Annotated in this window: 17 protein-coding genes; 10 read left to right on the top strand and 7 right to left on the bottom strand. The window is 72.9% G+C overall.

Annotated elements, in window-relative coordinates; all coding sequences use genetic code 11:
* The first annotated feature begins 53 nt into the window (after window positions 1-53).
* Complete coding sequence (locus B4915_RS13830) at window positions 54-1241, top strand: winged helix DNA-binding domain-containing protein (RefSeq protein WP_105806412.1); 1188 nt, start codon at window positions 54-56, stop codon at window positions 1239-1241.
* 99 nt (window positions 1242-1340) lie between these two features.
* Window positions 1341-3131, top strand: a complete 1791-nt coding sequence (locus B4915_RS13825; protein WP_105806411.1) for a cation:proton antiporter — start codon at window positions 1341-1343, stop codon at window positions 3129-3131.
* A 48-nt stretch (window positions 3132-3179) separates the two neighbouring features.
* Here the strand turns inward: B4915_RS13825 and B4915_RS13820 are convergent, their stop codons facing one another.
* Window positions 3180-3668: an Lrp/AsnC family transcriptional regulator gene (locus B4915_RS13820; protein WP_105806410.1), complete on the bottom strand. Its 489-nt coding sequence runs from the start codon at window positions 3666-3668 to the stop codon at window positions 3180-3182.
* A gap of 177 nt (window positions 3669-3845) precedes the next feature.
* On the opposite strand from B4915_RS13820, the gene ald reads away from it, so the two are divergent.
* Complete coding sequence (ald, locus tag B4915_RS13815; protein WP_105806409.1) at window positions 3846-4973, top strand: alanine dehydrogenase; 1128 nt, start codon at window positions 3846-3848, stop codon at window positions 4971-4973.
* A 43-nt stretch (window positions 4974-5016) separates the two neighbouring features.
* Entirely contained in the window at window positions 5017-5475 is a 459-nt protein-coding gene (locus tag B4915_RS13810; protein WP_105806408.1) for a hypothetical protein, read from the top strand.
* Between the two features lie 30 nt (window positions 5476-5505).
* Here the strand turns inward: B4915_RS13810 and B4915_RS13805 are convergent, their stop codons facing one another.
* The 3 genes from B4915_RS13805 to B4915_RS13795 form a co-directional block, all read right to left on the bottom strand.
* The gene (locus tag B4915_RS13805; protein ID WP_105806407.1) at window positions 5506-6792 is read right to left on the bottom strand and encodes a pyridoxal phosphate-dependent aminotransferase; all 1287 of its coding nucleotides are present in this window, start codon (window positions 6790-6792) and stop codon (window positions 5506-5508) included.
* The gene (locus B4915_RS13800; protein ID WP_105806406.1) at window positions 6789-10502 is read right to left on the bottom strand and encodes a TM0106 family RecB-like putative nuclease; all 3714 of its coding nucleotides are present in this window, start codon (window positions 10500-10502) and stop codon (window positions 6789-6791) included. The genes B4915_RS13805 and B4915_RS13800 overlap by 4 nt, the downstream gene beginning before the upstream one ends.
* A 160-nt stretch (window positions 10503-10662) precedes the next feature.
* Window positions 10663-11949, bottom strand: coding sequence for an ATP-binding protein (locus tag B4915_RS13795; RefSeq protein ID WP_105806405.1), 1287 nt, complete (start codon window positions 11947-11949; stop codon window positions 10663-10665).
* Between the two features lie 366 nt (window positions 11950-12315).
* Here B4915_RS13795 and B4915_RS13790 point away from each other — a divergent pair, with 366 nt between their 5' ends.
* The 3 genes from B4915_RS13790 to B4915_RS13780 all read left to right on the top strand — a co-directional run bounded on the left by B4915_RS13790 (window position 12316) and on the right by B4915_RS13780 (window position 16507).
* A complete protein-coding gene (locus B4915_RS13790) occupies window positions 12316-13869 on the top strand; it encodes a DEAD/DEAH box helicase (protein ID WP_181158606.1) in 1554 nt (517 codons plus the stop codon).
* Between the two features lie 187 nt (window positions 13870-14056).
* Window positions 14057-15289: an MFS transporter gene (locus B4915_RS13785; RefSeq protein WP_105806404.1), complete on the top strand. Its 1233-nt coding sequence runs from the start codon at window positions 14057-14059 to the stop codon at window positions 15287-15289.
* 198 nt (window positions 15290-15487) lie between these two features.
* Window positions 15488-16507, top strand: coding sequence for a DUF4349 domain-containing protein (locus B4915_RS13780; protein WP_105806403.1), 1020 nt, complete (start codon window positions 15488-15490; stop codon window positions 16505-16507).
* A 120-nt stretch (window positions 16508-16627) separates the two neighbouring features.
* On the opposite strand, the gene B4915_RS13775 is transcribed toward B4915_RS13780, so the two are convergent.
* Both B4915_RS13775 and B4915_RS13770 read right to left on the bottom strand, forming a co-directional pair.
* Window positions 16628-17284 carry an antibiotic biosynthesis monooxygenase gene (locus tag B4915_RS13775; protein WP_146120122.1) on the bottom strand — a complete coding sequence of 219 codons (657 nt, stop codon included), beginning with the start codon at window positions 17282-17284 and terminating at the stop codon, window positions 16628-16630.
* 104 nt (window positions 17285-17388) lie between these two features.
* Window positions 17389-18909, bottom strand: a complete 1521-nt coding sequence (locus tag B4915_RS13770; RefSeq protein ID WP_105806401.1) for an APC family permease — start codon at window positions 18907-18909, stop codon at window positions 17389-17391.
* A 218-nt stretch (window positions 18910-19127) separates the two neighbouring features.
* On the opposite strand from B4915_RS13770, the gene B4915_RS13765 reads away from it, so the two are divergent.
* Entirely contained in the window at window positions 19128-20483 is a 1356-nt protein-coding gene (locus B4915_RS13765) for an NAD-dependent succinate-semialdehyde dehydrogenase (RefSeq protein WP_105806400.1), read from the top strand.
* 79 nt (window positions 20484-20562) lie between these two features.
* Here B4915_RS13765 and B4915_RS13760 read toward each other — a convergent pair whose 3' ends face one another.
* On the bottom strand, window positions 20563-22473 hold the full coding sequence (locus tag B4915_RS13760) for an FAD-dependent monooxygenase (protein ID WP_105806399.1): 1911 nt from the start codon (window positions 22471-22473) through the stop codon (window positions 20563-20565).
* 140 nt (window positions 22474-22613) lie between these two features.
* Here B4915_RS13760 and B4915_RS13755 point away from each other — a divergent pair, with 140 nt between their 5' ends.
* Together B4915_RS13755 and B4915_RS13750 are read left to right on the top strand one after the other, a co-directional pair.
* A complete protein-coding gene (locus tag B4915_RS13755) occupies window positions 22614-23363 on the top strand; it encodes an IclR family transcriptional regulator (protein WP_105806398.1) in 750 nt (249 codons plus the stop codon).
* A 233-nt stretch (window positions 23364-23596) separates the two neighbouring features.
* On the top strand, window positions 23597-25447 hold the full coding sequence (locus B4915_RS13750) for a thiamine pyrophosphate-binding protein (RefSeq protein ID WP_105806397.1): 1851 nt from the start codon (window positions 23597-23599) through the stop codon (window positions 25445-25447).
* The last annotated feature ends 46 nt before the right edge of the window (window positions 25448-25493 follow it).

Genomic DNA, 25493 nt, shown 5'->3' with positions numbered 1-25493 from the left:
CCGGCCGCGGGGTCGGCGGCGTCGCTGTCCGCGGCCCGCACTACACTGACCGCATGACGGAGACGATCACCGACGACGACGTGCTCCTGCTGCGCATGCGCTCCCTCGGCCTGGCGGGCGCCGCGTCCTCCGGATCCGGCCCCGCCGGGACGGGCACGGACGCCTCGGGCGCGGGACGCATCGCCGCGATTGCGCGCCACCTGCTCGCGCTGCAGGGGCAGGACTGGCGCTCTTCGCGCTGGGCGCTCGGCGTGCGCGCCGAGCGGGTGGCTGGCGCGCCGGCCGAGCTCGCGGACGTCGCGACGGCGCTGAACTCCGGGGCGGTGGTGCGCAGCTGGCCCGTGCGCGGCACCATCCACCTCCTCGCCGCCGAGGATCTCGGCTGGATGCAGGCCGCAGCGGGCGCACGCCCGCTCGCAGGCGCCGCGAAGCGACGCGCGTTCCTCGGCATCGGCGACCGGACGCTCGACCGTCTGGTCGAGGTCTCGCTGGCGGCGCTGCGGGCGGGCGGCGAGCGAGGGCTCGAGCGCGACGATCTGGCCCGCGCCTGGTCCGAGGCGGGCATCGAGTGGCAGAGCAACTGGCGGTATCACCTGATCTGGTGGCTGCACCAGAACGGGCTCGCGGTCTTCGGGCCCACGGATGGCGAGGCGGAGCCGCGCCTCGTCCTCGCCGAGGGCTGGATCCGCGAGCCGCGCACCCCCGCGGATCCGCTGGCGGAGCTCGCCGCGCGCTACACCGCAGCCCGGGGGCCGGTGCGGACGAAGGATCTCGCCTGGTGGGCGGGCATCTCCGCGGGCGAGGCGAAGCGCGGATTCGAGGCGGCGGCCGAGCAGGGCGCGGTGGTGCGCGCCCAGCTCGCGGGGGTGGCCGGGGCCGCGGGGACGCTCTGGGTGTCGCCCGGGACACTGGGGTCGACGGCCATCGTGCCGGAGTGGCTGCTGCTGCCCGCCTTCGACGAGCACCTGCTCGGATACACCGTGCGGGACGCACAGCTCGACCCCGCCCACTTCGAGCGCATCGTGCCCGGCCGCAACGGCATGTTCCTCGCCACGGTGGTGCACCGCGGCCGCGTCGCCGGGACGTGGCGGCGGCGGACGCGGGCGGGCGGCGGCATCGAGGCCACCCCGCTGCCGGGCTCGCGGCTCGACGCCGCGGCGCTCGCGGACGAGCACGCCCGGTGGGCGGCGTTCCACGGCCTCGTGCCCGGCCCGGTCGAGCTCGCAGCGCCGGCGGCATGAGCCCCGGGACCGCCGCAGCCGGCCGGTGCCGGACCAGACGTCGGCCCCGGCTGTGGAATCCGCAGCCGAGGCCGCCCGGCGAGTCCCTAAACTGAGCGCATGGAGATCGAGCTGATTTACGTCGCCGCCGTGGTGCTGCTCGTCGGCGCCTCCATCCTCGGCAGCAAGATCCGGATCGCCGCGCCCCTGCTGCTCGTCGTGGTGGGGATCGGGCTCGGATACCTGCCGTTCGTGCCGCTCATCGACATCGACCCCGAGATCATCCTCGTCGGCGTCCTCCCGCCGCTGCTGTACGCGGCGGCCGTCAACGTGCCCATCAGCGACTTCCGCCGCAATTTCCGGCCCGTCATCGGCCTGTCCGTGGTGCTCGTGATCCTCTCCGCGGTGGTCGTCGGCTACGCGGTGCACTGGCTGATCCCCGCGATCCCGCTGCCCGCGGCGATCGCCCTGGGCGCCGTCATCAGCCCCACCGACGCGGTCGCCGCCACCTCCATCGGCAAGCGCCTCGGGATGCCCGAGCGCGTGGTCTCGATCCTCGAGGGCGAGAGCCTCGTCAACGACGCCACCTCGCTCGTGCTGCTGAAGACCGCCGTCGCGGCCGTGGCCGGCAGCTTCTCGATCGCCACCGCGAGCGGCGCCTTCTTCGCGTCCGTGACGATCGCGGTGGTGGTCGGCCTGGTCATCGGGCTCGCCACCGTGTGGGTGCGCTCCCACCTGACGAACCCCGTGCACGACACGATGATCTCCTTCATCGTGCCCTTCGTCGCCTTCGCCCCCGCGGAGGCGCTGAACGCCTCCGGCGTTCTCGCCGTCGTGGTGACCGGGCTGTACACGGGCCACCACGCCTCGCGCCGCTTCAGCGCCTCGGCGCGCATCAACGAGCGCCTCAACTGGCGCACGGTGCAGTTCATCCTCGAGAACGGCGTCTTCCTGCTCATGGGCCTGCAACTGCACTCGCTCGTAGAGCAGGTCGGCGAGAGCGAACTGAAACTCGAGCACATCGGGCTGCTCGCGCTCGCGCTCGTCGCGATCCTCATCCTCTGCCGCTCGGCGTACATGGCGCCGCTCCTCGCCGGCATGCGCGGCGTCGCGCGGCGCTACGAGCGCCGCCAGGCCGGCTATGAGCAGCTGAACCGCCGCGTGCAGAGGTCCGGTATGGCCGAGAGCGACGACGGGCGGATCCGGAAACGGCTCCGGCAGCTCGACATCCGCACGCGCCGCTCAGCGGCGGACCTCGATCACGAGCGCGAGCAGCAGCTGGGCTGGCGCGACGGCGTGGTCCTCTCGTGGAGCGGCATGCGCGGCGTGGTCACCCTGGCGGCAGCGCAGTCGATTCCGACCGAGGTCCCCTACCGTCCGCAGCTCGTCCTCGCCGCCTTCGCCGTGGCCGTCGCCACGCTGCTGCTGCACGGGCTCACCCTCCCCGCCTTCATCCGCAGGCTGTGGCCCGACGGTGCCGGCCCGGCCACCGGCGCGGGCTTCGGGGGCAGGAAGGCGGAGCTCGCGGCACTCACGCGGGATCTCTTCGAGGCCGCAGACGACGCCATCGCCGACGCCGTCGCCGAGCTCGGGCCGGAGCCGGACGCCGAGGGCGGGGATCCGGAACGTCCCGACACCACGCGGATCGCAGCAGAACGGGCCAGGTCGAGCGCCCGCAACGCGCTGCTCCCGATCATGGTGGAGGCCGCGCCGACCGCGCCCGTCCAGCTGCCCGGGAAGGAGACGCCCGGACAGCAGTACCAGCGGCTCACCCGGCTGGCCCTCGACGCCCAGCGCGAGACCCTGCTGGAGGAGCGGGCGATCGGCCGCTACAGCTCGCGCGCCCTGCGCACCGCCGAGCTGGCGCTCGACGCCTACGAGACGCGGATCACCCCGCAGGACGGGCACTGAGGCAGGAGGCCCGCGGCACCGCCGGAGCGCGTCCGCCGAGGCCCCCGCTCAGCTCACCCGGATCGGGTTCTGGTGGTGGCTGAAGACGATGCTGGTGCGCGTCGAGGACACCGCGGGGTGCGCGGAGAGATGCTCGACGACGAAATCGCGCACGTGGTCGGAGTCGCGCACGGCGAGGTGGATGATGAAGTCCTCGACGCCGCCGAGGAAGAAGAGCTGCAGCACCTCCGGCAGGCCCCGCAGTTCCTCGCTCAGCTCCGTGATGCGCTGCCGGGCGCCGGAGCGGACCGTCACGCTCACGAGCACCTCGAGGCCGAGACCCATCGCCCGCGGGTCGACCGTCGCCGTGAAACCCGTGATGATCCGGCGCGAGACGAGGCTCCGCACCCGGGCGATGCAGGTGGAGGCGGCGACGCCGACGCGCTCCGCCAGTTCGGCGTTGGTGATGCGGCCGTTGGCCTGAAGCTCCTCGACGATCTTGCGATCGACATCGTCGAGGTCACCCTCGGGGCGCAGATTCTTCGACGTTTCCGACACCGCAGACCACCTTTCACTCCACTTTCTTCTATAATAACAACTGATTTCGAAGACAATTCGCGCTTTTTCCGAGGATCGCGAATATGCTGCACAATCGAGTCACCACGACTGCGTTCTGCCGGGCCACGGATCGGCGGACGGGTCGGACACCGCACACACGACCCCCAGGAGCAGACCATGCGCGTCGGTATTCCCACCGAGATCAAGAACAACGAGAACCGCGTCGCCATCACGCAGGCCGGCGTGTTCGAGCTGGCCCGTCGCGGCCACGAGGTGCTCGTCCAGGCTGGCGCCGGCCTCGGCTCGGCCATCACCGACGAGGAGTACATCGCCGCCGGCGCAAAGATCGTCGACGGCGCCGACGAGGTCTGGGCGCAGTCCGACATGATCCTGAAGGTCAAGGAGCCCATCGCGGCCGAGTACGACAAGCTGCGCAAGGGCCAGGTGCTGTTCACCTACCTGCACCTCGCCGCCGACAAGACGCTCACCGAGCAGGTGCTCGCCTCGGGCACCACCGCGATCGCCTACGAGACCGTGCAGCTCGCCAACCGCGCGCTGCCGCTGCTCGCCCCCATGTCCGAGGTGGCTGGCCGCCTCTCGGCGCAGGTCGGCGCGTACTCGCTGATGAAGGCGAACGGCGGCCGCGGCGTGCTGCTCGGCGGCGTCACCGCGACCCGCCGTGGCAAGGTCGTCGTCATCGGCGGCGGCGCGGCCGGCGAGCAGGCCGCGCGCATCGCCTACGGCATGGGCGCCGAGGTCACCGTGATCGACATCGCGATCCCCCGCCTCAAGCAGCTGGAGGACGAGTTCAGCGGCCGCATCCAGACGCGCACCTCGAACGCGCACAACATCACCGAGGCGCTGAAGGACGCCGACCTCGTGATCGGCTCCGTCCTCATCCCCGGTGAGAAGGCCCCCAAGCTCGTCACCGACGAGATGGTCGCGCAGATGAAGCCCGGATCGGTGCTCGTCGACATCGCGATCGACCAGGGCGGCTGCTTCGAGAACTCGCGTCCCACCACGCACGACGACCCCACCTTCCAGGTGCACAACTCGATCTACTACTGCGTGGCGAACATGCCCGGCGCGGTGCCGGAGACCTCGACCGCGGCGCTCACCAACGCGACGCTGCCCTACGTGGTCGCGCTGGCCGACAAGGGCTGGGTCGCGGCGCTCCAGGCGGACGAGGCGCTGGCGAAGGGCCTGAACGCGCACGAGGGCGCGATCACGAACGCGGGCGTCGCGCACGCCTTCCCCGAGCTGGCGTACACGCCGCTCGACGAGGTGCTCTCCTCGAACGCCTGAGCACGGATGAAGCGCGCAGCGCAGAGCGCGTAGGCTGGATCCCATGGATCTGAAGTTCACCTTCGGAGGGGCGTCGCCGGATCGACACGATCACGGCGGCGCCCCTTCGGGCGTTCCGCTGCCGTTCTCGACCGTCGCTCCCGGCGCGGGCCTCTCCACGAGCAGCGTGCTCGAGGTGCGGGCGCGGCGCGCGGGGACGGCCGCGCTGGCGGAAGCGGTGTCCGGCGACGGGGTCGTGTACGCGAGCGCCGAGGTCGCGTTCGCTGACGACGGCCCGGCGTCGCTTGCCCGCGCGGTGCGCTCGGCGCTGTCGCGCGCCGTGGCCGGGCTGGAGGGGCCGCTCGCGGAGTCGGTGAGCGCAGTGGTGCTGGAGCTGGGCGACGCGGGGCAGAAGGTGCTCGCGGAGCTGGGGATCGCGGACGCCGCGAACGCCGCGGTGGACGAGGCGCTGCAGCGGCGGATCGGGGTCGGCGCCGGCACGCCCGTGCGGCTCGCCGGCTGAGACCGCCGAGGCACGGTGCCGCTGGGCACCTCAGCGCTGGAAGCGGATGATGCGGTCGAGCGCCTCCGCGACCGCGGATTCGCCTGCGGCGTAGGAGAGCCGCACGGCGCGCTGCCCGGCGAGGGGGTCGAAGTCCACCCCGGGCACCACCGCGACGTCGGCACCCTCCAGGAGGGCACGCGCGTACTCGATGGAGTCGCCGAAGCGGGCGAGCTGCGGGCCGAGCTCGGAGTAGTAGTAGAAGGCACCGTCGGAGGGGGCGGCCACCCCCCAGTCGAGCTGCGGTGCGGCGTCGAGGATGAGCTGCCGTGCGCGGGCGAATCCCTCGACCACGGCGTCTCGCTGGGCGTAGCTCTCCTCGGTGAACGCGGAGAGGGCGAGCTCCTGCGCGGGGGCGGGGGGCGAGAGCGCGAAGTTGGAGGCGAGGGCTTCGAGCGGGGCGACGAGGGAATGCGGCAGGATCGCCCAGCCGAGCCGCCATCCGGTCATGCCCCAGTACTTCGAGAAGGAGTTGATGACGACCGCCTCGGGGTCGAGCTCGCGCACGGTGACGCCGCGGCGATCCGAGTCGGCGCCCGCACCCGCTCCGCCAGCCGCGTGATCGCCGCCGTCCGCGAAGGTGATGCCGTGATAGATCTCGTCGCTGATGAGCCGCACTCCCCTGACGGAGCACCATTCGGAGAGCGCGGCGAGCTCCGCGCGGCCGAGCATGGTGCCGGTGGGGTTCGCCGGCGAGGCGACGACGAGCCCGGCGAGCGGGCCGTGCGCCTCGGCTGCCGCGTCGAGCAGCGCCGGAGTCGGCTGGTAGCGGGTTTCGGGCCCGACGGGGATCTCGACGACCGACACGCCGAGTGCCGTGAGGATGTTGCGGTAGGCCGGGTAGCCGGGGCTCACGAGGGCGACGCGGTCCCCCGGGTCGAAGGCCGCGAGGAAGACGAGCTGGAAGGCCCCGGAGGATCCGGTGGTGACGGCGACCGTCGCCGGGTCGAGCTCGACGCCGTACCAGTCCCGGTAGTGGCCGGCGATGGCTTCCCGCAGCGGCGCGGTGCCGAGCGGGCCCGTGTAGCCGGCGGGCTTCAGCGTGCCGGGGGCGGGGCGGGCGCTCGGCTCGCCCGCGCAGAGCGAGACCACGTCGTGGCCGTCGGCTCGCCGCTGGGCGACGCGATCGGTGATGCGCATCACCTCGAAGGCGGGGATGCGCGAGCGCTGGGAGATGGGGAGGCCGGGGCGGTCCGCGGGCTGCGGCACCGCTGACTGCCCCGTGCCTCCCGGCAGACGCGGCGGCGGCATCTTGAAGGGTCCACCCGGTTTCATCATGCCTCCACGTTAGCCGCTTGCGTCAGGGGCGGCACGGGCGGCACGGACCCAGCGGCCGCCGCGGGCGCCGATCCCGCGTCGCCCGGCCGCGCGCGTTCGAGCAGGCGGAGGTAGCCGGCGAGCGCGGCGAGCCCCTCGGCCGTGCCGGGCAGCCCGTCCCCGAGCCGCTCGGAGGAGACGAGGTGCGCGGCCCACTGGGCGCGGCTGATCGCCACGTTCAGGCGGTTGCGCATGAGCAGGAACTCGAGTCCGCGCGGCACGTCCTCGGGGCTCGACGCCGCGAGGGTGACGATCGCGATCACCGCCTCCTGCCCCTGAAAGCGGTCGACGGTGCCGACGCGCACCCGCTCATGCCCGGCGGCGGCGAGCGCCTCGGAGACGAGCTCCACCTGCGCGTTGTAGGCGGCGACCACGATCAGGTCGTCCGCGGTGAGCGGGCGCTCCCGCCCGTCGTCCCGCAGCCGCCCCTCCGCCAGGGCGTGCTGCACGATGCGCACCACCGTCGAGGCCTCCTCCGCGGAGGCGGTCGCGTTGCCGGCGTGGGCCACGGGGTGCCGGACGAGACCGGGCGGCCCGAGGCCGCTGACGGTGCGCCCCGCCGCGGCGGGGTGCGCGCGCAGCCGCCCCGCGTAGGCGAGCTCGGAGACGATGTCCGCCAGCTCGGGGCGCATGCGCCGGGTCTCGGCGAGGAAGTAGCCGAGTTCCTCGGGAACGGTCTCGTGGTCTCCGAGCAGCCAGCCGAGGGCGGAGGCGTCGACCGGCTCGGGGTGACTGCCCTGTGAGACCTGCGGCAGCTGCTGCGGGTCGCCGAGCAGGAGCAGCCGTTTCGCGGCCGCGGAGGCGGCGATGGTCGGGGCGAGTGAGAACTGCCCGGCCTCGTCGATGACGAGCAGATCGAGACCGCGCCGCTCGAAGCGCGCTTCGTTGGCGAAGTCCCACGCGGTGCCGCCGATCACGCAGCCGCGCCCCGCCGAGCGGTGCCCGGCCGCGAAGCGCAGTTGCCCGTTCGCTGGCAGCACGGTGTACGGAGGCCCGGGGTCGCCGGGCGCGAGCCGCCCGCCCTGCGGCACTTTGCCCACGAGCGCCGGCTCGAGCCCGGCCGCCACCACCCCGCTCAGCACGTTCTCGACGACGCGGTGCGACTGCGCCACCACGCCGATGTGCCAGCCGTGCCGTTCGGCCAGCCGCCGGATGACGCGGGCCGCGAGAAACGTCTTGCCCGTGCCGGGCGGGCCCTGCACCGCGAGGTACCCGTGGTCGAGGCCTAGCAGGCTCGCGGTGACGGCCCCGATGGCACGGGCCTCGGAGTCACCGTCGGCGGCTGCGAGCGCTGTCCCGGAGCCGACGGCGACGAGCGGCTCACCGTCCGCGAGCCTCGGCGGCACCCGGCGGATCAGCTCGACCACGGGATCGCGCGGGAGCTCGCCGCGGTCGAGCGCTTCGGCGAGCGCCCGGCCCCACTCCTCGATCGCGCCCTGCTGCGCCCCGGCACGCGGCGGCGGACCGGGCACGAGCGCGATGGGCAGCGCCGCGTGCGGACCCGAGGGCGGCGCGTACTCCTCGACGAGCACCCCGTCGTCGCCGCGTTCGAGCACGGTGGCGCGCCGCGCCCCGCGCGCGCCCGGCGCCGCGCCGGGCTGCGGGAAGGGCGGCGGGTGCTCGTAGAGCAGGGTGACCTCGCCGGCGCGCAGGCTGCTGCCCGGTGCGAGCTCGCCCCGCAGCAGCAGGCGGCGGCGCTCCGCTCGCCCGCGCGGCGGCACGAACCAGTCCTCGCGCACCCGGCTGAGCGCCGGGTCCACGATCAGCACGTCCCGGGTGTCGGCCCAGTCCTCGACGGGATCCACGAGGCGCGCGTAGTGCGCCCACCAGAACGCCTTCTGCTCGCGCTGATGGTAGTCGATGGCGCTCGCGGCGAGGGCGGCCGCGATCCGATCGCGCTCGCTTGCCGCCGCCGCCGCGTGTCCGGCAAGGGCCGCCGCGACGGGGCTGACCGTGAAGGCGGGGCCCTCGTCCTCGGCGAGCACCGCGTTCGCCGCATAGGGTGCGACGCCGTGCTCCGCGGCGATGCCGAGCAGCCAGTCGCGCAGCCGCAACGTGGAGACGCAGTCGTAGCGGTTGTAGTCGGCGATCGCGTCGAGGCGACGCTGTCCCTCAGCCCGCTCGGCCTGGTCCTCCGAGGCCAGCTGGGCGCTCGCCTCGGCGTACTCGGTCACGGATTGGGCGCCGCTCGTCACGCCGCCTTCGTCGCGCAGCTCGGCCCCCATGTACAGCGGTTCGAGCTTCTTGATCGAGTAGGAGCGGGAGCCGATGCGCAGCGCCTGCCGCACGATCGGGTAGAGATCGACGAGCACGTGCTCGCGCAGCAGCCGATCGACCTCGGCCTCGCCGACCCCGTGCCGGGCGGCGATGCCGAGCAGGTGGCTGCGCTCGTAGGCGGCGTAGTGGTAGATGTGCATGCCCGGGTGCCGCCTGCGCCGCTCGGCGACGAGTGCGAGGAAGCGCAGCAGCGCCTCCTTCTCGGCCTCGAGGTCGTGCGCCCAGAGCGGCGTGAAGCGCTCCTGCGCGTCGACCATGCCGAAGAGGTAGTCGATCCCCCACCGGGCGGTCTCATCGTCTCCGGGCTCTCGGAACATCGGATCGCCCTCGAAGTCGAAGAACAGGTCGCCCGGGTCGGGCGCGGGAATCGCCGCGAGGGCTCCCGCGTCGACGATGCGGACCGGCGGGGGCTTCCCCGGCACGGCCGCCGCCTGCGCCCGCGCCTGCGCGACGATCCGCGCGAGCGTGGCCTCCCCGATCCCGGGAATCGCCGGCAGGGCGGCAGCGCCGAGCGCCGCCACCTCGTCGATGGTGCCGAGCCCAGCCTCGACGAGCGCGTCGCGCTGGCCGCGACGGATGCCCGCGATGAGCAGCGGGTCGCGCGTGCGCTCCGCCTCCGGCACGCAGACCTCGCAGCGGCCGCAGGCGGCGACTCCCGCGGCGCCCCAGGCGACCGGTGCCGCGCCCTCGCGGCTCCCGTCATCCCCGGTCGCCATGACGCGGTCGATCAGGATCCGGTGCAGCCGCTCGCGGCGGGCGCGGAACACGGGCGCGATGTCGGCGAGCCGGTGCCGTGAGCGCGTCCCGTCGCCGAGGATCAGCACCGCCTCGGCCGCTACCGGCACGCCCAGCCGCTCCAGCTGCTCGGCGTAGGCGGCGAGCTGCATGAGCGCAGTGACCTTGGCGCGGCGTGCGAGCTTCGTGTCCTGCACCTCGAAGGCACCGCCCGGCAGCCGCTGCAGGAAGTCGGCGAAGCCGACGAAGCCGATCTCGGGCTCGTCCGCCGTCGCGGGCCGCTGCGCCGGCTCGAAGAAGGTCGCCTGGAACACCAGCTGGGCACGGCCGCCGAGCACCGTGAGGGTCTGCTCGGCGACGGCCACCAGATCCGCCTCGCCCATCGACGCCGGCCGCGGGACCTCGACCACCCCGCCCTCCTCTGCGGTTCCCGCGCCCCAGCGCGCGCGATACGCCGCGAGCGTGCGCTCCTCGTGCGCGTCCCCCAGGCGCGCGGCCCGCGCCAGCATCGGGTCGTCGTCGGGCGGCACCTCGACCTCGCGGCCCAGTTTCGCGTCCACGCGGCGCAGGAAGGCGAACTCGCAGGCGCTCGCGGCCGTCAGATCGCTGGCGCTCGTCACCAGGCGCTCGCCGCCCACGCTGCGCTGCTGCAGGAACACGCTGCCCTCCTCCGCTGCCGCGGCACGCCCTTCGCGCCGTCACGACGAAGCTACCGCGAACCACCGACACGCACGGGCCGCCGGCCGGATCCGCGCCGGAGCGGCCCCGCCCGAAGGCCCTGCCGCAGCCACGCGGGAGCGGCGCCGCGCAGAGCCCCGGCTACAGCCGCGCGATCTCCTCGATGTCCTCCAGGAACGCCGCCTGCTGCTCCGCGGAGACCGTCGCGCGCGTCACCGAGAGCGCGCCGAGGTAGTCGTCCGTGGTCAGCTCGGCGCGCTCGTGCGGGCGGCTTCCGACCCCCGAGGCGAGCGCGCGGCCGAGCGCCTCCTGGGAGGCGCGCCGGCCCGCGTACTCGATGTCCGCGGGTGTCAGCCCGTCGCTCAGCTCGACCAGGCGGCCGAAGTCGACGTCGGCGGCGATCTCCGCGGGCACGTAGCGACGCCAGATCGCCTCCCGCGCCTCCGCGTCCGGCAGGCCGATCGGCAGCACGTAGTCGAAGCGCCCGTGGCGCAGGAAGGCCGCATCGAGCGCCCGTACGAAATTGGTGGCGCAGATCAGCAGCATTCCCTCCCGGGCCCGGAAGTCGGCCACGATCTTCAGCAGCTCGTTCGTCACGCCCTGTGTCGGCGTGGGCGGGTCGCTGCGCTGCGAGGCGATCTCCTCGACCTCGTCGATGAAGACGACCCCGTGCTCCAGCTCGTCGATCCGCTCGAACACGGCCCGCAGCGAGGAGGCCATGCTGCTGCGCCCGTCGCCGAGCCGCGAGGGGAAGACCTCGACGAAGGGCCAGTCGAGGCGGGAGGCGACCGCCTTCGCGAAGGTCGTCTTGCCGGTGCCGGGCGGCCCGAACAGCATCACCGCCCGCGGAGGCACGACGCCGTAGCGGTCGGCCAGATCGGGCTGCGCGAGGGGCGCCACCAGGCGCTCCTCGAGCAGCTGCTTCTCCCGGCGCATGCCGGCCACCTGCTCCCAGAGGTGGCGCGGCAGGATCCGCCCGCCGAGGTCCTTCAGCAGATCGAGCTCGCGCCGCTGCACCGGCATGTGCCGCTCCAGGTATCGCAGCCCGTAGCGCAGCTCGAAGCCGTTCGAGGTGAGCAGGTCGAGCCGGCTCCCCTCCGGCATCAGCACCGAGAGCGTCGAGAGGCCCAGCGGGGTCATGCGCCGTTCGAGCGCGTCGAGCAGCTGTCCCGAGACGTTCTCGGATCGCGCCTGCTCCGCGATCCCGAAGAACACCACCCAGCCCTGGGCGTGGGCGGCGCGTCCCACCGCCGCGGCGACGATCTCCTCATCCCGCACCGCCACCACGGCGTGATCCTCGCGGCAGGAGGCCGTGACCTCGGCGAGGGAGTAGACCGGCTGCTCCGAGGAGGACCTGGCCTCCCACCAGAGACGCACGACCGCGTCGAGGTCGTCGTCGTGAAAGTCCCGGATGTGTATGCGTCCCATGCACCGATCCTGCCAGAGCACGCGGGCGGCCCAGCGGCGTGTCGCGGGTGCAGAATCGCGGTTCTTCCGCGTTCCGCAGCTTCTGCACGCTACGATGGATGCACGGGACGGCGCGAGCCGCCCCCATCGTCGCTGATTTTCCAGTGCCGGGGTCGGGATCCAGATCGGGATCGGGATCCATGCCGCGCGCGTCCCCGACGCACGCGGCCGGCACGCTCAGACTCTCCGCGGCGAACGGATGCGCGATCCCGCGCACTCGCCGATTCGCAGCGACGCGCGTAGCCGCCCCCGCAGCCGAGGCCCGCCCACGGGCCGCACCGCACGGGGCTGGCCCGCGCCGCCGCCGCACCAGCAGGAAAGGTCCCCGTGACCGCACAGACCCCCGAAACCCCGTCCTTCATCGCGCTCGGCGTGCCCGAGGCGATCGCGCACGCGCTCGAGAAGAACGGCAAGTCCGCCCCCTTCCCCATCCAGCGCGACACGCTGCCCGATACGCTCGCCGGACGCGACGTCCTCGGCCGCGGCCGCACCGGATCCGGCAAGACCATCGCCTTCGGCATTCCGCTCGTCGCGAACCTGGCCGAGAACGCCGCCGCGAAGCGCCGTCCCAGCCGCCCCCGGGGCATCGTGCTCGCGCCCACCCGCGAGCTCGTCACGCAGATCGCCGAGACCGTCAAGATGCTCGCCGATCCCCTCGGCGTCAAGGTCACCACCATCTTCGGCGGGATCCCGCAGCGTCGCCAGGAGGCGGCGCTCGAAGCCGGGGTCGACATCGTCGTCGCCGCACCCGGCCGTCTCGACGACCTGATGCGCCAGGGGCTCGTGAGCCTCGACGGCGTCGAGATCACGGTGCTCGACGAGGCCGATCACATGGCCGACATGGGCTTCCTGCCCGTCGTCACCCGCATCCTCAACAAGACCCCGAAGCAGGGCCAGCGGCTGCTCTTCAGCGCGACCCTCGACAACGGGGTCGACAACATCGTGAAGAAGTACCTCCACGATCCGATCCTGCACTCGGTCGACAGCGCCGAGAGCCCGGTGCCGCAGCTCACCCATCACGTCTTCGAGGTCGCGGGCAAGGAGCAGAAGGACGCGCTCATCGAGGCGCTCGCGAGCGGCACGGCTCGCCGCATCTTCTTCACCCGCATGAAGCACCAGGCGAAGAAGCTCGCCAAGCAGCTCACGGCGCGCGGCATCCCCGCGGTCGAGCTGCAGGGCAATCTGTCGCAGAACGCGCGCGACCGCAACCTCGCCGAGTTCGTCAGCGGCGAGGCGCGGGTGCTGGTGGCGACCGACGTCGCAGCCCGCGGCGTGCACGTCGACGGCGTCGACCTCGTGGTGCACGTCGACCCGCCCGTGGAGCACAAGGCCTATCTGCACCGCTCCGGCCGCACGGCCCGCGCGGGCAACGAGGGCGATGTGGTGACGCTCGTGCTGCCGGAGCAGCGCGGCGAGATGCGCCAGATCATGCGCGCGGCGAAGATCCGCGTCACGCCGCGGCCGGTCGACCCCTCGGCCGCGAGCGCGGACCCGGAGGTGCTGGCGCTCATCGGCGAGGTGGCGCCCCGCGTCGACCCGCGCGAGATCGAGCGCCGGAGGGCGGCCGCGCAGGCCGAGCAGCAGCGGGCCGCCGGGCACGCCCCGGCCGGACAGGGCTCCTCGCAGGGCGCGAACGCGAAGCGCAAGCGCTCGCGCGGCGGCCGCGGCCGCGGCGCGGGGGCGGCGGCCGGCACGCAGCAGGCGGGACGGGATCGTGGCGGCGAGGCCGGGGGCCAGCGCTCGGGCCGGACCGCTGGGTCTCAGGGCGGCCACGGCGGGCGCGGCTCGCAGGCCTCCCAGGGCCAGCCTCGCGGGCAGCGTCAGGGCCAGGGCGGAGAGTCGCAGGGCGGCGGACGCCGGCGCTCCGGCCGCCGCGCGTAGGGCGGCGGAACGGTGTACTCCACCAGCACCCCCGGCGCCTGAGCGCCGCCGTCGTGCCCCGCGCCGTGCCCGGCAGTGCCGAGCGGTGCGGGGCACGAACGCATATGCGTGGAATCGCGGGCCGATCGCCGCGGAATCCGTCTATGAACGCTGTTCATTATGACCATTTCGACCGTATACTGCTCTGATGGGCATCTATCGTGATCTGAGCAGGAATCCGGGTGTCTTCCGCGTCCTCTTCTCGCAGCTCATGGCCCGCTTCCCCTTCGGGATGCTCTCGATCATCGTGCTGCTGCACATCCAGCTCACCTTCGGCGACTTCACCTCGGCGGGCCTCGTGCTGGCGACGCAGAGCGTCGGCCAGGCCGTGTCCGGCCCGCTCAGCAGCCGCCTGATGGGGCGGTGGGGCATGCGACGGGTGCTCAGCGTCACCTCCGTGCTGTGCGCCGCCCTGCTCGTGACGATCGGGCTGACCCGCTTGCCGCTCCCCGTCGTGGTGCTGCTCGCCCTGCTCGTCGGCCTCTCCACGCCGCCGGTCACGCCCGCCGTCCGCACCCTGTACCCGAAGCTCGTGCCCGGCCGGCAGCTCTCGGCCCTCTTCTCGCTCGACGCCTCGGCGCAGGAGATCATCTGGGTGCTCGGCCCGGTCGTCGCGGTCTTCGTGTCCTCGCAGTTCGGCACGGCCGCCGGCCTGTGCGTCGCCGCCGCCTTCCTGCTCGGGGGCGGCGCCTGGTTCATCATGAGCCCGGCGCTCGGAGAGGTGCAGCTGCCGCCGTCCCGCCGCGGTCTCGGCGCGGTGCTGCGCTACCCGACGGTCGTCATCTCGACGGTGATCGGCTTCTTCTTCGTCGCCTCCTTCGCCGCGATCGAGGCGGCGATCGTCGCGGCCTTCAGCGTCGACGACGGCCACGGAGGCGGCCACGGCAGCATGGAGTCGGGCATCGTGCTCGCGATCTTCGCGGGGGGATCGCTCGTCGGCGGCCTGATCATCGGGCACCGCGCCATGCGGCCCTGGTCGCCGCTGCTGCGGATCTCCCTCGTGCTCGCGGGCACCGCCGCCTGCCTCGTCAGCCTGAACATGTGGTGGCTCAGCGTCGTGCTCTTCATCGGAGGCCTCGGCACCGCCCCCGTCTTCGCGGCGATCTCGAACATCGTGAGCTCGACGGTGCGCTTCTCGGAGACGGCCGAGGCCTACGGGTGGATCGGCACGGGCCAGCTCGTGGGCGTCGCCTCGGGATCGGCGCTCGCGGGCATCGCGATCGACGCCGGAGGCGCCCCCGGAGCCATCCTGGTCTCGGCGGCGCTGCTCGCGGTGGCCGCCGTGGTCGCAGCCGCCACCATGCGCTGGATACCGGATCTCCGGGGACGGAGCATCGAGCCGCCGGCCGACACCGGGACCCTGTCGCTACCGCTGCCCTGAGGCCGGGCGCCGGGTCTCCGGATTCCCGGCGCGGGCCCCGGATCCCGGTCCGTGCCAGCGCCCGGGGCCGGCCCCGGCCCCGGAGCCGCACCCGCACCCGCACCCGCACCCGCACCCGGGGGTAACGATCCGGTCACTCACGGCGGCGGCGCAGACCACTCGGAGCAGGATGCCGGGGGTCGAACGTAGGGTGTGAGCATGAGATCCCGATCCCGCATCCCGCTGCTCCTCGCGGCCGCGCTGCTGCTCGTGCCGCTCTCCGCCTGCGCCGCGCTCCCGGGCGGAGGCGGCGACTCCGCGGGCTCCGGCGCGCTCCCCTCCCGTGAGTTGCCCGGCGGGGAGATGGCTGCGGAGGATTCCGCGGCGTCGGGGATCGCCGAAGGCCTCGCGCCGACGGCCGAGGGCCGGGCGGAGCGCTCGGTGATCCGCACCGCGCAGCTGTCCATCGAGGTCGCCGACCCGGAAGCGGCCGCAGAGGACGTGGCCGGGATCGCCGAGGCGAGCGGCGGGACGGTCGAATCGCAGAACGTCTCGCGCGCCGGGGAGCAGGGCGGCACGAGCGCCGAGCTCACCCTGCGCGTGCCGGCTGACCGCCTCGACGAGGTCTTCGACGCGGTCAAGGAGGTCGGCCAGGTGATCGACCAGAGCCGCTCGGCGAGCGACGTCACCGAGCAGCACGTCGACCTGCAGGCCCGGGTCGCGGCGCTCGAGGAGTCCGTCGAGCGCCTGCAGCAGCTGATGGCCGGCGCCGACACCACGAGCGAGCTGATCGAGGCGGAGACCGCGCTGGCGCAGCGGCAGCAGGAGCTCGACGGCCTCCGAGCGCAGCTGCAGTCGCTTGAGGGGCAGGTCGACGAGGCGACCGTGTGGGTGTCTCTGAGCACCCGGAGCGCGCTGCCGGGCGGCGGCCCCGCAAACTTCTGGGAGGGACTGCTGGCGGGCTTCGACTCGCTGGGCGTTGCGGGCGCCGGGGCGCTCGTGCTGCTCGGCGTGCTTCTGCCGTGGCTGGTGCTCGCCGGCCTCGTCGCCGCCGCGGTCGTGTTCATCGTGCGGGCGAGCAAGCGGCGGCGAGCACGGGCCGCCCAGGCGGTGGTGCCGACGGCGTCGGGCTCCGCCCCGGCGGTTCCCGCCCCGGAGAGCCCGGAGCACCCGGTCAGCCCGGAACCGGGGGCAAGCCCGGAGAACCCGGGGGGCCCGGAGAGCCCAGGGCGGTCATAGCCGGCATCCACGAGGGCAGGCTCGTACCGGCGCACGCGGAACGTGTCCCAGGCGTCCCATCGAAGCCACGCCGGAACGCGGGCACCGCGCCGGAACGCGGGCACCGCGCCGTCGCCCGCCTCAGCCGGAGCGGGGCCCGGCCGCGCGCGAGTCGAGTGCGGCGAGCAGCGAGCGCTCCGTCCTGATCACGCGGGCGTCGCGCCGCAGCCACGGGCGGAGCACGCGCGTCACCGCCGGCATCATCACGAAGGTCATGAGCGGGGCGAGCACCGAGACGAGCATCGCCGAGCGGACGGGGATGGCGAGGCCGCCCCACCAGGGCAGCTGCGCGATGAGCCAGGAGCTCAGCACGTTCACCGGGTACATGCCGATCCAGATCGCGGTCGCCTGCTTCCAGCGCCGCGGCGCCGAGCGCACCGCGATCATGCGGCCGAGCCCGGTGCGCGGATTCACGCTCCGGCGCAGCTGCGGCGCGTCGAACCAGCCCTCGATGCCGGTGCGACGCTGCACCCGGGCATCGAGGACGAACGGGGAGCCCGCGTCGAGCCAGCGTCGTCGCTGCTCGGACTGCTCCCAGGCGGTGAGCGTGCGCTCATCGGCGAAGCGGTAGATCGTGTGGAGCACACCGGCGTCGCCAGCGTCGCGCAGCACCCCGCCGCCGAGGCACCCCTCGAACTCGCGGGCGAGCCGCAGCCCCTCCTCGATCCACGCGGCCGCCTCGCCGCCGCGTGCGGCGGGCGTCTGCCGAGTGACTTCGACGGTGACCGGGGTGCTCATGCCGTCCATTGCAGCGCACCCGCGTGACGCCGGAGTTACGGCCCGTCACAGGAGCGTGAAGGGACCGTGACGATGCGGTCTCGTGCGGCGGGAACGCCGGCGGGTCACTCGTCGGGCACGAGGACCGGGGTGTCCCGGTTCAGGCTCTCGCCGCGGAAGAACGGCCGGGAGCCCGGACGGAGCCACCAGAGGCCCATGAGCACGAAGCCGAGCAGGATCGCTCCCACGCCGATGACGAAGGCGCCGCCGACGCCCAGCAGCACCGTCTCGCTGTAGTCGGTGCTCCACATGTCGATCGCGGACTGCACGAAGGCGTAGCCCAGCAGCAGTCCGCCGAGCAGCGGCAGGATCCCCCGCATCCAGAGATTGCGCGCGCTGTCCCTGAGCGTCCCGCGGAAGTACCAGACGCAGGCGAAGGAGGTGATGGCGTAGTAGAGCGCGACGGCGAGGCCCATCGAGGTGAGCGAGTCCGCGAGCATGTCCTCGGACAGGATCGACATGCCGACGTAGTAGATGATCGCGGTGACGCCCATCAGGGTGGTCGAGAACCAGGGCGTCTTGAAGCTGGGGTGCAGTTCTGCGAACTTCGCCGGCAGCGCGCGGTAGACCGCCATCGAGAGCGTGCCGCGAGCGGTCGGCAGGATCGTGGTCTGAGTCGAGGACGCCGCCGAGAGCATCACGCCGAGCAGCAGGAACCAGCCCCACGGGCCGAAGAGCGCCTCGCCCAGCACCGAGAAGACGTCGTCGAGGTTCTCGGCGTTGGTCAGCCCGTAGCCGGTGTCCCCGAAGCCCGCGAACATCATGACGGCGATCGACACGCCGACGTAGAGCACGATGAGGACGACGATGCTCGACAGGGCCGCGCGGCCCGGCGTCTTCCTGGGGTTCTTCGTCTCCTCGTTGAGCGCGAGGCAGGTGTCCCAGCCCCAGTAGATGAAGAGCGCGAGCAGCACCCCCTCCATGAAGCCCGACCAGGATCCGAGCTCCGCCGGGTTGAACCACTGCCAGTCGAAGGCGATCGAGCCGGCGTTGCCGCCGCCGAGCGCGTGCACGAGCGCGAGGACGCCGAAGAGCACCATCGCGACGATCTGCACCGTCATGAGCACCATCTGCAGGCGCTCCCCCATCTGCACGCCGATGGTGCTCACGAAGGTCATGATCGCCATGAACACGACGGAGGTCGCGACGACGATCACCCGGTTGCCGGCGAACTCCTGGTTGCCCAGCAGCAGCCAGAAGTACTTGCCGGTGATCTCGCCCACATTGGCGAGCACCATGATCGCCGACACCGCGACGGCCCAGCCCCCGAGCCAGCCGATCACGGGCCCGAACGCCTTGGTGCCCCACACGAAGGTGGTGCCGCAGTCGGGCATCTCACGGTTGAGCTCCTGGTAGGCGAAGGCCGCGAAGATCATCGGGATGCACGCGACGATGAACACGAGCGGCGCCTGGGCCCCGACGGCCAGGATCACATAGCCGAGCGTCGCCGCGAGCGAGTAGAGCGGCGCGGTCGATGCGAGGCCGATGACGGTGGAGCCGACCACGCCGAGGGCCCCCTGGTTGAGGCCCTTGCCGACGTGGATGTGCCCGGTGTCGGTGGCATTGTCGAGTGTGTGTTTCCCCATGCGGACATTCTGCTGCATGCGGCGCCTCCGCGAGACCGGACCGGTGGCCGGATTCCACTGATTCCGCAGCGAAGGCGCCGGAAGGCATGCGATTTCGCGCGCGCGATGCCGTGGAGCGGAGGTGATTCCTGCGCGTTCACCGGTAGTGCTGGCGGGGAGGGTGTGGGAGACTGGGGCAACCCCCAACACCGACGAAGTCACTAAGGAGTGAGTCATCTATGGGCACCTTCGCCGTCATCAATCCGGCAACGGGCGAGACCCTCGCCGAGTACCCCGACGCGACCGCTGAGGAGATCGAGGCCAGCCTGGCGTCGGCGCACCAGGCCTACAAGGACTGGGCCCGCAAGACCACGGTGGCTGAGCGCGCGGCCCTCGCCCAGCGGGCGGCCGAGCTCTTTGAGGAGCGCAAGGAAGAGCTGGGCGCGATCATCAATCGCGAGATGGGCAAGCCGCTGGACCAGTCCGTCGGCGAGGCCGAGTTCTCCGGGGCCATCACCGCGGCGTTCGCGAAGAATGCCGAGAAGTGGCTCGCGGATGAGCAGCTCGAGGTCGAGGACGGGCTGCGCTCGTTCTTCCGATTCCAGGGCACCGGCGTGATCCTCGGCATCATGCCCTGGAACTACCCGTACTACCAGGTCGCCCGTTTCGCCGTGCCGAACCTGATCCTCGGCAACACGATCATCCTGAAGCACGCCGCGCAGTGCCCGGAGTCGGCGCTCGCGCTCGAGCAGCTGTTCCGCGACGCGGGCTTCCCCGAGGGCGCCTACGTCAACGTCTTCGCCACCCACGAGCAGATCGAGGGCATCATCGCCGACGACCGGATCCAGGGCGTCTCGCTCACCGGCTCCGAGCGCGCCGGTGCGATCGTGGCCGAGCAGGCCGGTCGCGCGCTGAAGAAGTGCGTGCTCGAGCTGGGCGGCTCCGACGTGTTCCTCGTGCTCGACACCGACGACCTCGACCACGCGGTCGAGCACGCCGTGGGCGGCCGAATGGAGAACACCGGCCAGGCCTGCAACGGTTCCAAGCGCATCGTCGTCATCGACACCCTGTTCGACGCCTTCAAGGAGAAGTTCGTGGCGGCGATCGGCGGCCAGAGCTACGGCGACGACTTCGGCCCGCTGTCCTCCGCCGCGGCCACGAAGACCCTCTCGGGCCAGGTGCAGGGCGCGATCGAGCAGGGCGCCGAGGTGCTCGTGGGCAACGGCTCCCCCGAGGGCAATGTGTTCACGCCGACGGTGCTCACCAACATCACGCCGTCGATGGACGTCTACAGCCAGGAGCTGTTCGGCCCCGTCGCCCAGCTCTACAAGGTGTCGAGCGACGAGGAGGCCATCGAGCTGGCCAACTCCTCGCCCTACGGCCTCGGCTCGGTCATCATCTGCGACGACCTGGAGCGCGCGGAGCGGGTGGGCAACCAGCTCGACGTGGGCATGGTGTTCATCGGCGCCGCCGGCCTGGAGGGCGCCGATGTGCCCTTCGGCGGCGTGAAGAAGTCGGGCTACGGCCGTGAGCTCGGCAAGGTCGGCATGCTCGAGTTCGCCAACAAGAAGCTCTTCCGCTTCGCCGAGAAGTAAGCGGTCGCGCGCGCACGCAGCCGGCCCCGGGATCCGCCATTCGGATCCCGGGGCCGGCTGCGTTGCTTACCGCGCGGCGTCAGCGCGGGAGGAACACGCCCGCGAAGAAGGCGCCGAGCGCCTCGGGGTCGTCGAGCGGCAGGATCGCCGAGACGTAGTGGTCGGGGCGCACCACGACCACGGCGCCCTCGCGCGAGATCCCGCGCAGCTCGAAGATGTCCTCCCCGGGCAGCGCCGCGTAGACCTTCTCGTAGTCGGTGAGGCCGAAGGGCCCGGAGGCCGGCAGGAAGAGCCGCGGCACGCGCGCGAGATCGACATCGTGGTGGTGCTGCTGATAGACCGCCTTCACGTCGAAGTAGGCGTCGAGGTCGGCGCCCGCCGGGGTGAATCTCCGCACGGGCGAGCCGTCCGCGTGGTGCACCCAGTCGGCCCACCGCTCCAGCCGCTCCCCCGAAGCGTCCGCGAAGGCGTAGACGCGGAACCGCCCGTCAGCGCGGTGGTGGTGACCGAGGTGCACCTCGACGGCGTCGGCGACGCGCGTCGTCCGCACCGACTTGAAGCGCTTGCCGATCGGGAAGCCGCTCGCGAGCTCCTGGTGCGCCCCGTCGCTCGTGAGCATCGACTCGGTGTACTCGGTCATGAAGCCCGCGGGGAACTCGGCGGTGCGCACGTAGAACTCCTCGACCTCGCCGGGGGAATCGAACTCCTCGGGCTTCTTCGCCATGAGCGTCGACCACTCCAGGTCGAAGTCGATGAGGTTCTTGGCGGTGACCTGCCGCTCGTCGGAGTAGGTGGCGAGCAGCGACTCGGGGCTGCGGCCCTCCAGCACGTAGCCGAGTTTCCAGCCCAGGTTCCAGCCGTCCTGCATGGAGACGTTCATGCCCTGCCCGGCCTTCGCGCTGTGCGTGTGGCAGGCGTCGCCCATCAGGAACACGCGCCCCTTGCCGTCGGGCGAGGTGGCCGCGTCGTCGAAGCGGTCGGTGAGGCGGTGCGCGACCTCGTAGACGCTGTGCCAGGGCACGTCGCGCACGTCGAGGGTGTAGGGGTGCAGGATCGCGTTCGCCCGCGCGACGATCTCCTCCAGCGGGGTGTCGCGGACCTTGCCGCCGTCGTGCTCGTCGGTCTCGCCGAGGTCGACGTAGATGCGGGCCAGATGGTTGCCCTCGCGGGGAATGTGCAGGATGCTCCCGGCCTCGGAGTGGATGATGCACTTCTTGCGGTAGTCGGGGAAGTCGGTGACGGCGAGCACATCCATCACGCCCCAGGCGTGCAGGGAGGCGGAGCCCGCGAGCGAGCCGCCGATGGAGCGGCGCACCTCGGAGCGGGCGCCGTCGGCGCCGACGACGTACTTGGCGCGCACGGTGAGGGTCTCGCCCTCGCCCTCGCCGCCCCCGGCCTTCACCGCGTTGATGCCGGCACCGGCGTAGCCGCTGACCCGGCGCAGGGTGACCTCGACGGGGTAGTCGCCCTCGCCCGTGACGCGCAGGCCCACGAACTCGTAGCCGTAGTCGACGTCGCCGCGGGCCGGCCCGCGGCGGGCGTACTCGGCGAAGTAGTCGATGACGCGCGCCTGGTTGACGATGAGGTGTGGGAACTCGCTGATCCCGTTCGGATCGTCGGGCGTGATGGAGCTGCGCACGATGTCCTCGGGCCGCTCGGGGTCGGGGCTCCAGAACGCGGTCTCGGTGATCCGGTACGCCTCTTCGATGATCTGGCCGGCGAAGCCGAAGGCCTGGAAGGTCTCGACGCTGCGGGCCTGGATGCCGTCGGCCTGGCCGAGCACGAGTCGTCCGTCCCGGCGCTCGACGATGCGGGTGACGACGCCGGGGAAGTGCGCGAGCTGCGCGGCCGCGGTGATGCCCGCGGGGCCCGAGCCGACGATGAGCACGTCGACCTCCGAGGGCAGTTCGGCGGGGCGATCGAGCCCGACGCCGGCGGCCGGGAGGACGCGGGGATCGGTTGAGACGTATCCGTGGTGGTGGAACTGCACTGTTTCTCCTCGTGGCGGCGCGGAAACCCGCGATTGCTTATTCGCTATTTGAACACTAGGTTTGAATAACGCACAGTTAGCATAGGCGCCGGGACGGGCGGGCACAACACTCGATTCGCACCTCGGCCAGAATGGAAGTCATGACGTCGCCGAGTGAGCCAGCGAGCACCGCCACCGGGCGGCAGCCGTCCGAGACCCGCGCGGCCGGATCGCAGACCCTCGACCGGGGCCTGCGCGCCCTCGAGCTCCTCGCCGAGGCCGAGCACCCGATCTCCATCGCGGATCTCGCCGAGCGCCTCGGCGTCCACCGCTCCAACGCCTACCGGGTGCTGCGCACGCTCGAACAGCGACGCTTCGTCACCCGCGACCAAGCCGGGAGGATCCGCCTCGGCCCCAAGCTCACCGTCCTCGCACGCGGCGTCGCCCCGGCCCTGCACACCGCGGCCATGCCCGCCGTCACGGAGCTCGCCTACGCCCTCGGCATGACGGCGTTCGTCACGGTGCTGGACGCCGACGAGGTCGTCACGCTCGTCACCTCAGAGCCCTCGAACGTCGCCGCCACGATCTCCCGCAACCCCGGCGTCCGGCACCCGGTCGACCGCGGGGCTCCCGGCCACGCCATCGAATCGACGCTGTCCCCTGCCGAACGCACCGCCCACCTCGGCTCACCCGAGCTCAGCGCCGCCGCCGCCCAGGCGCGGAGGGACGGCTACGCCATCAGCCGCGCCGAGGTGATCGACGGGGTCACGGGGATCGCGGTGCCGCTGCGCGTCGCCGACGAACCGCCGGCCGCCGTCGCCGTCGTGCACTTCAACGTCCCCGAGGACGTCGACGACGTCGTCTCCGCCATGCAGCGGGCCGCCGAGCGCATCGCCCAGAACTACCGCTGAGCCGCTCCGGCACTCCCCGGGCGATGCGGCCGCATCCGGCTCGGGCACCGCTTGCGGGCACCGCTTGCGGGCATGCGCCGGAGGGGCGCTACACTGATCCTCGTCCAGCCCGGCCGGTGCGCACCGGCCCGGCCGGCGAAGACGCCCGAAAAAGGGGCGTTGCTGTCGCGGCGCAGGCGCCCGGCGAGACATACACGGTTTCTCTGTCGCTCGACTTCTCCCAAGGATCTGTGATGTCCACTGCCGCGCCCACGCTCGCCCATGCCCTCGCCGCCGCCCTCGCCCGCCACGCCCACCACGCCTTCGGCCTCATGGGCAACGGCAACGCGCACCTGATCCAGAGCCTGGGCGACCTCGGAGTGCCCTACACGGCGGTGCGCCACGAGGCGGCGACCGTCGCGGCAGCCGACGCCTACACGCGCGTCAGCGGGCGCCTCGCGATCGCCACCACCACCTATGGCGCGGGCTTCACCAACGCGCTCACCGCCCTCGCCGAGGCGGCCCAGGCGCGCACCCCCATGCTCGTGGCCGTCGGCGACGCCCCGAGCGGGGGCCCGCGCCCCTGGGACGTGGATCAGGAGATGCTCGCGGCCGCCCTCGGCGTCCGCACGCACACGCTCTCGGTCACGGGGATCGAGCGCACCGTGGACCGCGCGGTCGCCTACGCGCAGCGGGTGCGCCGCCCGGTGGTGCTCGCCATCCCCTACGACCTGGCCGCGGCGGCGACGGTCGAGCCCGCGTCCTCGCTCGCCCCGGCAACCCCACCACCCGGCATCGACCTCGCCGACCCGGCGGTGCTCGCATCCCTCAGCGCCTCCGTGGCGGGAACCCTTCCCGCGACGGAGGCCGCGGGGCCCGGCGCCACCTCCGCGGACGGCTCCTCGGTCGCGGAGCCCGGTCCAGGGACCGCGGGGCCGGGAGGCGGCGGGCCGGCAGCCCACCAGATCGACGCCGCGGTGCAGGCCCTGCTCCACGCGGAGCGGCCGGTGATCATCGCGGGACGCGGGGCCCACCTCGCCGGTGCCGCCTCCGAGCTCGGCGAGCTCGCGGACGCGCTGGGGGCGCTCACGGGCACCACCGCGCTCGCCCGCGGCATCTTCCCCGAGCAGCGCTTCGACCTCGGCGTGGTAGGCGGATTCGGCCAGCACGATGCGATGGCGACGATCCAGTCGGCCGACGCCGCCGTCGTGGTCGGGGCGAGTCTCAACCAGTTCACGATGCGCTTCGGGGATCTCTTCGGCCCGGGCACCGCGGTGATCCGCATCGACGAGGAGCCGCTCGCGCCGCCGGCGTCGAATCACCCCATCACCCACATGCTGCTGCAGGGCGATGCCCGCTCCTCGCTGCGCTCCCTGCTCGCGGCCTTCACGGATGCCGGGGGGTCCCCGAGCGGGTGGCGCGAGGCGACGCCCGGCCTCGAAGCCGGCGGGACGCTGCGCGTGCGCGACACCGGGCGCACGGCCCACCCCGAGGGACTCTGCGGCGACGGCCGCCTCGACCCCCGCGCGGTCGCCGCGCGGATCGGCGAGCTCCTGCCCGCCGAGCGGCACGTCGCCAGCGACGGCGGGCACTTCATCGGCTGGGCGAACATGTTCTGGCCGGTAGCCGCACCCGAGCGCATGATCATGGTGGGCACCGCCTACCAGACGATCGGCCTCGGCCTCCCCTCGGTGGCGGGCGTCGCCGCGGCGGCGCCGCACAGCACGACCGTGCTGAGCACTGGCGACGGCGGCGCGCTGATGGCCCTCGCCGACCTCGAGACCGCGATCCGCTGCTCCGCCAGCGGCGTCATCGTCGTCTGGAACGACGGCGCCTACGGCGCGGAGGTCCACCTCTACGGCACGATGGGGCTCGACCAGGAGCCCATGCTCATTCCCGAGGTGGACTTCGCGGCTCTCGCGACGGCGCTGGGCGCGCAGGGGGTGCGGGTGGAACGGCTCGCGGACCTCGACGCCCTCGGCGACTGGACCGCGGCCGGGGCACGGGGCACGATCCTGCTCGACTGCCGGGTGTCCCGCAGCGTGGTCGCCGAGTACCAGCGCGAGATCCAGCGCGCCAACGGCCTCGACGTCCCCGCACGCTGAGCCGCTGCGCCGGGTCGCGCGCCGCACCCGCCCCGGAGGGAGCCGG

It is taken from the genome of Leucobacter massiliensis, assembly GCF_002982315.1.
Lineage (GTDB): Bacteria > Actinomycetota > Actinomycetes > Actinomycetales > Microbacteriaceae > Leucobacter > Leucobacter massiliensis.
This window is presented reverse-complemented; position numbering and strand designations above follow the sequence as displayed.

Coding starts and splice junctions, on each gene's coding strand:
- B4915_RS13785 (WP_105806404.1), top strand. CDS start 14,057: ATGGGCATCTATCGTGATCTGAGCAGGAATCCGGGTGTCTTCCGCGTC.
- B4915_RS13830 (WP_105806412.1), top strand. CDS start 54: ATGACGGAGACGATCACCGACGACGACGTGCTCCTGCTGCGCATGCGC.
- ald (WP_105806409.1), top strand. CDS start 3,846: ATGCGCGTCGGTATTCCCACCGAGATCAAGAACAACGAGAACCGCGTC.
- B4915_RS13770 (WP_105806401.1), bottom strand. CDS start 18,909: ATGGGGAAACACACACTCGACAATGCCACCGACACCGGGCACATCCAC.
- B4915_RS13795 (WP_105806405.1), bottom strand. CDS start 11,949: ATGGGACGCATACACATCCGGGACTTTCACGACGACGACCTCGACGCG.
- B4915_RS13775 (WP_146120122.1), bottom strand. CDS start 17,284: ATGAGCACCCCGGTCACCGTCGAAGTCACTCGGCAGACGCCCGCCGCA.
- B4915_RS13805 (WP_105806407.1), bottom strand. CDS start 6,792: ATGATGAAACCGGGTGGACCCTTCAAGATGCCGCCGCCGCGTCTGCCG.
- B4915_RS13750 (WP_105806397.1), top strand. CDS start 23,597: ATGTCCACTGCCGCGCCCACGCTCGCCCATGCCCTCGCCGCCGCCCTC.
- B4915_RS13810 (WP_105806408.1), top strand. CDS start 5,017: ATGGATCTGAAGTTCACCTTCGGAGGGGCGTCGCCGGATCGACACGAT.
- B4915_RS13780 (WP_105806403.1), top strand. CDS start 15,488: ATGAGATCCCGATCCCGCATCCCGCTGCTCCTCGCGGCCGCGCTGCTG.
- B4915_RS13755 (WP_105806398.1), top strand. CDS start 22,614: ATGACGTCGCCGAGTGAGCCAGCGAGCACCGCCACCGGGCGGCAGCCG.
- B4915_RS13765 (WP_105806400.1), top strand. CDS start 19,128: ATGGGCACCTTCGCCGTCATCAATCCGGCAACGGGCGAGACCCTCGCC.
- B4915_RS13825 (WP_105806411.1), top strand. CDS start 1,341: ATGGAGATCGAGCTGATTTACGTCGCCGCCGTGGTGCTGCTCGTCGGC.